The sequence below is a fragment of the Pseudomonas sp. P5_A2_2 genome (genome assembly GCF_054177685.1).
This window is the reverse complement of sequence record NZ_JBGCUL010000138.1, coordinates 1-8256: the sequence shown is the minus strand read 5'-3', so window position 1 is coordinate 8256 and position 8256 is coordinate 1. Positions and strand designations below refer to the sequence as shown.

The 8256-nt window shown below is 61.7% G+C and carries 6 protein-coding genes and 1 pseudogene; 2 read left to right on the top strand and 5 right to left on the bottom strand.

What is annotated here, in order from left to right; all coding sequences use genetic code 11:
* Positions 1-662: pseudogene (locus ACXRVY_RS11560) on the top strand (arylsulfatase); the annotation flags it as partial.
* A 94-nt stretch (positions 663-756) separates the two neighbouring features.
* Here ACXRVY_RS11560 and ACXRVY_RS11555 read toward each other — a convergent pair.
* The 3 genes from ACXRVY_RS11555 to ACXRVY_RS11545 all read right to left on the bottom strand — a co-directional run bounded on the left by ACXRVY_RS11555 (position 757) and on the right by ACXRVY_RS11545 (position 4653).
* A complete protein-coding gene (locus ACXRVY_RS11555; RefSeq protein WP_458237428.1) occupies positions 757-2058 on the bottom strand; it encodes an NAD(P)/FAD-dependent oxidoreductase in 1302 nt (433 codons plus the stop codon).
* A complete protein-coding gene (locus ACXRVY_RS11550; protein ID WP_458237427.1) occupies positions 2055-3143 on the bottom strand; it encodes a polyamine ABC transporter substrate-binding protein in 1089 nt (362 codons plus the stop codon). The genes ACXRVY_RS11555 and ACXRVY_RS11550 overlap by 4 nt, the downstream gene beginning before the upstream one ends.
* A gap of 151 nt (positions 3144-3294) precedes the next feature.
* Positions 3295-4653, bottom strand: a complete 1359-nt coding sequence (locus ACXRVY_RS11545; RefSeq protein WP_090455086.1) for a glutamine synthetase family protein — start codon at positions 4651-4653, stop codon at positions 3295-3297.
* A 162-nt stretch (positions 4654-4815) separates the two neighbouring features.
* Here ACXRVY_RS11545 and ACXRVY_RS11540 point away from each other — a divergent pair, with 162 nt between their 5' ends.
* Positions 4816-5748 (top strand): helix-turn-helix domain-containing protein, encoded by a 933-nt coding sequence (locus tag ACXRVY_RS11540; protein ID WP_223460744.1) that lies wholly within the window; start codon positions 4816-4818, stop codon positions 5746-5748.
* On the opposite strand, the gene ACXRVY_RS11535 is transcribed toward ACXRVY_RS11540, so the two are convergent.
* Complete coding sequence (locus tag ACXRVY_RS11535) at positions 5745-6341, bottom strand: cupin domain-containing protein (protein WP_223460742.1); 597 nt, start codon at positions 6339-6341, stop codon at positions 5745-5747. The two genes, ACXRVY_RS11540 and ACXRVY_RS11535, sit on opposite strands and share 4 nt — an antisense overlap.
* 165 nt (positions 6342-6506) lie before the next feature.
* Positions 6507-8256, bottom strand: a 1750-nt coding sequence (locus ACXRVY_RS11530; RefSeq protein ID WP_458237426.1) for an oxidoreductase, incomplete at its 5' end; no start/stop codon positions are given.

Here is an 8256-nt window from a genome sequence, read left to right as displayed (position 1 = left end):
GCACCAAGGGTACCGTGCGCGAGGGCGGCAACCGGGTCCCTGCAATCATGACCTGGCCTGGAAAAATCAAGCCCAATGCCAAGAACCACGACATTCTCGGCGGGCTCGACTTGATGGCGACCTTCGCCTCGGTGGCCGGCATCAAATTGCCGGAGAAGGATCGCGAAGGCCAGCCAATCTATTTCGACAGCTACGACATGACCCCCGTGATAACCGGCACTGGCCCCGACCCACGTAAAGAGTGGTTCTACTTCACCGAAAACGAGTTGTCGCCGGGGGCCGCCCGTGTAGGCAACTACAAGGCCGTGTTCAACCTGCGTGGCGACAATGGTGCGCTGACCGGCGGCCTGGCCGTGGACTCCAATCTGGGCTGGAAAGGTGAGTCGAAGTACGTGGCGGTCGTACCACAAGTCTTTGACTTGCTGCAAGATCCCCAGGAGCGCTACGACATCTTCATGAGTAACATCACCGAGCGCACCTGGACCATGGTGCCGATCAGTCAGGCGATCAACAAGCTGATGCAGACCTACATCAAATACCCTCCCCGCAAGCTGCAAAGCATGGGCTACGACGGGCCGATCGAATTGTCCAAGTACCAGAAATTCCAGTCGATACGGGAAGAATTGCAGAAGGAGGGCGTCACTATCCCGATGCCAAACTAGCCCTGCTGCGGCGGTCTTGTTCAAGACTGTTGCATTCCTGTCAGCCAGTGGTGAGGGGAGCCCCCTCACCACAGCGGGTCAGATGTTTACCCGGTCAACCCAGCACTTCCCGCATCCGATACCAGAACATGCCAAGGGCCAGCAACGGTGAACGCAGGGCGCGTCCTCCGGGGAAGGTCATGTGCGGCACTGCGCTGAACACGTCGAAGCCTTTGCTGTGTCCGGCATGGATCGCTTCGCCCAACAACTTCGCGCACCAGTGAGTCACGTTCAGGCCGTGGCCGGAGTAGCCTTGGGCATAGAACACGTTCGGGTGCTGGCTCAAGCGCCCGACCTGGGGGAAGCGGTTGGCCGAGATGCCGATCTTGCCGCCMCACTGGAAGTCGATGCGCACATTGACCAGTTGCGGGAACACCTTGAGCATTTGCGGGCGCATGTAGGCGCTGATGTCCGAAGGATCACGCCCGGAATAATGGCACGCGCCGCCGAACAGCAAACGCCGGTCAGCCGAGAGCCGGTAGTAATCCAGTCCGACCTTCTGGTCGCACAGCGCGAGGTTGTGCGGGATCAGTTTTGCAGCGACCTCTTCCGACAACGGCTCGGTGGCGATGATGTAGCTGCCCGCCGGGAGCACCTTGCCGCTGAGCTTCGGTTCAAGCTCTTCCAGGTGCGCGTTGCAGGCCAGCACCAACGTGCCGGCGCGCACCGTGCCACCGGCGCAACGGACCTGCACCGTGCTGCCGTGGATCAACTCCAGCACCGGACTCTGCTCGAAGATCTGCACGCCAAGGGACTCGGCGACCTTCGCTTCACCGAGCGCCAGGTTCAGCGGATGCAAATGCCCCGAGCCCATGTCCACCAGGCCACCGGCATACACACCGGAGTTCACCACCTGCTCACGGATCTGCTCTGGCGCGACCAGTCGGGTTTCAAAGGCATAACCGGACTCGATCAGTTCTGCCTGCTCGGTCTTGAACGCGTTGAACTGGGCCGGCGTGTTGGCCAGTTCACAGAAGCCCCAGCGCAGGTCGCAATCGATGCCGTGTTCGCGGATGCGATTGGCCACGACTTGCACCGATTCGGTCCCGGCATGTTCCAGGTATTGCACGCCATCGGCGCCGATGTGCCTGGCAAAACCGCTGACGTCATGACCGATGCCGCGAATCAACTGGCCGCCGTTGCGCCCGCTGGCGCCCCAGCCTATCCGCCGGGCCTCCAGCAGGACCACCGAGAGCCCGCGCCGGGCCAGTTCGATGGCGGTGTTGATGCCGGTGAATCCCGCGCCGACCACGCAGACATCGGCCTCAAGGTCCGAGGTCAGTGCGGGACGCTGCCGCATGCCGCTGGCGGACGCAGCGTACCAGGAGAGGGTGTGTTCCTTGGTGTACTGATTCATTTGTTGGACTTCACTTTGCTCCACGAGCGGGTCATCAGGCGCATGATCGACTGCGGCGGCGTGGTGGAGATGTAGAGTTTGTCGAGGACTTCCTGGGACGGATAAACCTCGGGATTGTTGACCAGCTCCGGGTCCATGTACTGCTTGGCGGCCGGGTTCGGGTTGGCATAGCCGACCGACGCGCTGACCTTGGCAATCACTTGCGGGTCCAGCAGGTAGTTGATGAAGGCGTAGGCTTCTTTCGGATTGCTGGCGTCGGCGGGGGTGGCCAGCAAGTCGAACCACAGGTTGGCGCCTTCCTTGGGAATGGCGTAGGCGATGTTCACGCCGTTCTTGGCTTCCCTGGCGCGGTTGGCGGCCTGGAACACGTCACCCGAGTAACCGAACGCCACGCAGATGTCGCCGTTGGCCAGGTCCGATACGTACTTGGAGGAGTGGAAGTAGGTGATGTAGGGACGGATCTGCAGCAGCTTGGCTTCGGCCTTTTTGAAGTCCTCGGGGTTTTCGCTGCGCGGGTCCATGCCCATGTAGTTGAGCATCGCGGGAAACACTTCGTCCGCCGAGTCCATCATCGACACGCCACAGGCGCTCAGCTTCTTGATGTTTTCCGGCTCGAACAGCACGGCCCAGGAATCGATGTGATCGATGCCCAGCACCTGCTTGACCTTGTCGACGTTATAACCGATGCCGTTGGTGCCCCACAGGTACGGCACCGAGTGCGCGTTACCCGGATCGTTTTTCTCCAGCAGCGCCAGCAGTTTCGGGTCGAGGTTCTTGAAGTTCGGCAGCTGCTCGCGATCGAGCTTGAGGAACGCGCCGGCCTTCACCTGGCGGGCGAGAAAGTGGTTGGACGGCACCACCACGTCATACCCGGTACGACCGGCAAGCAGCTTGCCTTCCAGGGTTTCGTTGGAATCGAATACGTCGTAGATCACCTTGRTCCCGGTCTTGGCCTGGAAGTCGGYGAGGGTGGTTTCGCCGATGTAGTCGGTCCAGTTGTAGACGCTGACCTGGGGTTGGGCCTGGGCAACGGCGCTGAACAGGACCGCCAGCGCGACCGGGACCACGGATTTCAAAAGACGCATATCGATACCTCTTGGAATTATTGGATGCTTCAGGTGGTTTTTTAGTGTTCTGGCGGCCGCCATCGCRAGCAGGCTCGCTCCCACATTTGAAATGCATTCCCCTGTAGGAGCGAGCCTGCTCGCGATGAGGTCGTCACGGACAACGAAGATCTCAGACGCTGAGCATCAGGAACTCACGCTCCCACGAACTGATCACCCGTTTGAAGTTCTCGTGCTCGGCGCGTTTGACCGCGACATAGCCCCGTACGAACTTGCTGCCCAGGTAGCGGCTGATGGTGTCGCATTCTTCCATCTGGGTCAGGGCGTCCTCGATGGTGATCGGCAGGCGCAGGTTGCGACGCTCATAGGCGCGGCCCTGTACCGCGGCGCTCGGTTCGATGCGCTCGACCATGCCCAGGTAACCGCACAGCAAGCTGGCGGCGATGGCCAGGTACGGGTTGGCGTCAGCGCCCGGCAGACGGTTCTCGACGCGCATGGCATCCGGGCTTGAGGTCGGCACGCGCAGGCCGACGGTGCGGTTTTCTTCGCCCCATTCGACGTTCACCGGTGCCGAGGTGTCCGGCAGGAAGCGGCGGAACGAGTTGACGTTCGGCGCGAACATCGGCAGCACTTTCGGGATGTACTTCTGCAAGCCACCGATGTGATGCAGGAACAGCTCGCTCATGTTGCCATCGGCATCGGCAAAGATCGGCTGGCCGGTGGCAATGTCCACCACACTCTGGTGAAGGTGCATGGCGCTGCCAGGTTCATCGCCGACCGGCTTGGCCATGAAGGTTGCCGCCACGTTGTGCTTGAGCGCGGCTTCACGCATGGTGCGTTTGAATACGGTGATCTGGTCGGCCAGGTCCAGTGCGTTGCCATGACGGAAGTTGATTTCCATCTGCGCCGGGCCGTCTTCATGGATCAGCGTGTCGAGGTCCAGGCCCTGCAATTCACACCAGTCATAGACGTCTTCGAACAGCGGATCGAATTCGTTGGCCGCGTCGATGGAGAACGACTGGCGACCGCTTTCGGCGCGGCCCGAACGGCCCATCGGCGCCTTGAGCGGCAAGTCCGGGTCTTCGCAGCGCTGGGTCAGGTAGAACTCCATTTCCGGCGCGACAATCGGCCGCCAGCCCTTGTCGGTGTACAACTGCAGGACTTTCTTCAGCACGTTGCGCGGCGACAGTTCGATCGGGTTGCCGAACTTGTCGAAGGTGTCGTGGATCACGATGGCGGTCGGCTCGATGGCCCATGGCACCACGTAAACGGCGTCGGCGTCCGGCTTGCAGACCATGTCGATATCGGCCGGGTCGAGCAGGTCGTAGTAGATGTCGTCGTCGACAAAGTCCCCGGTTACCGTTTGCAACAGCACACTTTCCGGCAGGCGCATGCCTCGCTCATGCAGGAACTTGTTGGTGGGTGCGATTTTGCCGCGTGCAATGCCGGTCAGATCGCTGACGACGCACTCGACTTCGGTAATCTTGTGATCTTTCAGCCAAGTGAACAGCTGATCGAAAGGGACATTCATAAAGACCTCGTTATTGGTTTTATTAACGCCAGGGGAGGCCGGTTTCATCCGCCGGACACTTCCCCTGTAGCGCGTTGACGTCTATCTTGGGCGAGCCTTGCGGTTCCATCTATCCACTTTAAGCAGCACAAAGCGCACCAAAAGAGTGCGTAAGGTCGCCCCATGACAGGTTGCAATTCCCTCCAGGTCCAAGCGTTCAACACCGCCGATGTCGCCGAGCAAATCCGCGCCACACCGGGCTGGGTCCAGCATTACCAACAGATGTCGCCGGGGCATTTCGCGGGTAGGGTGCGCTATCTGGATCTGCAGGGCGTGGAGATTTACGAAGAGTCGATGAACACCCGGGTCGAGCAGAATTTCAGCGCACCCCAGGGTTCGTTGTCGTTCTGTTTCGATCGCGGCGACAACGCGCTGTACGTGTTGAATGGTGAAAGCCGCAACATCTGGATCACCCCGGAGAACTACCAGGAAATCGCCGTGGTGTTCGGGCCGGAGTTCGTAAAGCGCCACAGCCTGGACATCGCTCGGCTCGAAGGGTTGTTCCTGGCGCCGCTCAACTCCCGGCAGAATGCGTTGTTCTGCCGTTGGCTCAGCGGGACGTTGACGCGGTTGTCGCAGACCTTCGATCCACCGAGCCGCGAAGCGCTGACCCAGCAACTGCTGGAAGATTGTCTATTCATTCTCGATAACGCCTGCGTCGGTCTCGACCAGGGCGCCTTGCAGCGTCGGGCCGGGGAGCGGGCGATCATGAAGCGGGTCGGGGAATGGGCGGCGGACACCCCGGAAGAACACCTCAACCTGCTGGAGTTGTCCCAGGTTGCCGGGGTTTCACTGCGCCAGTTGCAGCATGCGTTCAAGACTTACACCGGCATGGCGCCGACCCAATGGCTGCGCCTGCGCCGACTCAACAGCGCCCGCCGCGAATTGCTCAGCCGCACGCCGACGCAAGCCACCGTGGCCGAGGTGGCCATGCACTGGTCGTTCTGGCATCTGGGGCGGTTTTCCAGCAGCTACCGCGCGTTGTTCAACGAGCTGCCGAGTGACACCCTCAAGCGTGCGAGTACCACTCAGGCAAGCGGTCGCAGCCGACGTTAGAACGTCGGTGGTGTAATCACCCAGATCACCACCGCATCGACATCGCCGGGATTGCCGTAGCGGTGCGGTTCCTGGCTGGAAAAGCTGAAGCTGTCGCCTTCGTTGAGCTGGAAATGGCGTTCGCCGACCCACAACTCGAAACTCCCCGAGAGCAAGTAACCGGCTTCTTCACCGTCGTGGCTGTAGCTTTGCTGGCTGTAGGTGCCGGGCGGGAAACGCGAGTGGAGCATTTCCAGTTGGCGGTTGGCTTGCGGGGTCAGCAACTGATCGACGATGCCGTCTTCGTAATGCACGTTCAGGCGGCTGTTCTTGCGCACCACCACACCATCGTCTTCGGGCGCGGTGACCGCTTCACTGGCGAAGAACCACTGGATAGTGACGCCCAGACTGCGGGCAATGTTGAACAGCGCCGGGATCGACGGGTAGGCAAGGTTGCGCTCCAGCTGGCTGATGTAGCCGGCGGTGAGTTCGCTCTGTTGCGCCAGTTCCGCCAGGGTCATGCCCCGGCGCTTGCGCAGGCCGCGAATGCGCGTGCCGAGGAAATGCGGCTCGGCGCTGCCGGTTGCGGGCTGTGATTTGCTGTTGTTGCTCATGGAAAATTCCGAACCGGGAGGAGGATCGCATCCCCTGTAGGAGTGAGCCTGCTCGCGATGCGGTGGGTCAGCCAACATTGATGTTGAATGTACTGACGCTATCGCGAGCAGGCTCACTCCTACAGGGGCGGTGTGAGCCGTTAAAGCCCCGGAGTATAAACAGCCTTAAAGCTCCCACGCGACTTTCAGTCCTTCATAGATCGCTTCTTCGGCGGTGCGCGGCGCCAGGCAGTCGCCGATGCGGCGGAACTCCACCAGCCCTTGCAGTTCAGCACCCAGGGTATCGACCGGTTGATGGCCCTGGCACAGCACCAGGGTGTCGATGTTCTCCATCAGCATCGGCTCACCGCTGGCGGTGTGTTGCAGGTACACCGTGTTGTCGTCGCAGCCATACAACCGCGCGTACGGCGTGATCGGTACCCCGAGTTTATGCAGCTCCCCGGCCAGTTGATCGCGCACGTACAGCGGCAAGTTTTCCCCGCAATGGGTGCCGTTGACCGCCAGTTGCACCTGGTGCCCGGCGCGAACCAGACGTTCGGCGATGCCGGGGCCGATCCAGTCGCAACGCCAGTCGACCACCACCACTGAACGGCCGATCTGGACTTCATCGCGCAACACCTGCCAGGCGTCCACCACCTGCAATTCACCGCCACGCTCGAAGGGCGGCCAGTAGGGCTCGGCACCGGTAGCGACGATCACCATGTCCGGTTTTTCCTGCTCCACCAGTGCCCGGTCGACTCGGGTATTGCGCACCACGCGCACACCGGCCAGTTGCATTTCCCGTTGCAGGTTGGTGCTCGCACCGCCGAATTCGCTGCGTCGTGGCAACAGTTGCGCGAGCAACACCTGACCACCCAATTGCGAACTGGCTTCGTACAGCGTCACCTCATGGCCACGCTGGGCCGCGACGGTGGCGGCTTTCATCCCGGCCGGACCGCCGCCGGCAATCATGATGCGTTTGCGCTGTGGCGCTTGTCGGCGTTCGCCGAAGATCAGTTCGCGCCCGGTTTCCGGGTGCTGGATGCAGGAAATCGGCAAGCCCTTGTGGAAGTGGCCGATGCACGCCTGGTTGCAGGCAATGCACGCCCGCACGTCTTCGACGCGGCCGGTGTCGGTCTTGTTGGGCATTTGTGGATCACAAATCAGCGCCCGGGTCATGCCGCACACATCGGCCTGGCCGCGAGCCAGAATCAGCTCGGCTTCCTGGGGCTGGTTGATGCGCCCGGTGACGAACAGCGGAATGTTCAAATTCGCCTTGAACGTCCCGGCTTCTCTGGTCAGGTACGCCGCTTCGATCGCCATGGGTGGCACGATGTGCACCGCGCCGCCAAGGGATGCCGAAGTGCCGGCGACGATATGCACGTAATCAAGCTGCGTTTGCAGTGACTGCACGGCGGCCAGGGATTCGTCTTCGGTCAGTCCTTCCGGGTCGCGCTCGTCGGCGGAAATGCGCAGGCCGACGATGAACTGCTCGTCGGTCGCCGCACGCACCGCGGCGATCACTTCACGGAGAAAACGCAATCGCTGTTCCAGCTCACCGTTGTAACCATCGGTACGCCGGTTGACCCGCGGATTGATGAACTGCGCCGGCAGGTAACCGTGGCTGGCCACGACTTCGACGCCATCGATGCCTGCCTGATGCAGGCGCCGGGCGGCAGCGGCGTAACCGGCGACGATCTCATCGATCATGGCCTGGTCCAGCGCGCGGGGCATCACCCGGAAGCGTTCGTTGGGCACCGACGAGGCGGAGTAGGCCACCGCCAGCAGGCCATCGCTGGACTCCATGATCTCCCGGCCCGGATGGAACACCTGGGACAACACCAGGGTGCCGTGGGCATGGCAGGTTTGCGCCAGTTTGCGGTAGCCCTCGATGCACGCATCGTCGGTGGCCATCAGCACGTGGGAGGTGTAGCGC

Excerpts from the sequence above, each read along its gene's own strand:
- ACXRVY_RS11545 (WP_090455086.1), bottom strand. The coding sequence starts at position 4,653 with ATGAATGTCCCTTTCGATCAGCTGTTCACTTGGCTGAAAGATCACAAG.
- ACXRVY_RS11535 (WP_223460742.1), bottom strand. The coding sequence starts at position 6,341 with ATGAGCAACAACAGCAAATCACAGCCCGCAACCGGCAGCGCCGAGCCG.
- ACXRVY_RS11540 (WP_223460744.1), top strand. The coding sequence starts at position 4,816 with ATGACAGGTTGCAATTCCCTCCAGGTCCAAGCGTTCAACACCGCCGAT.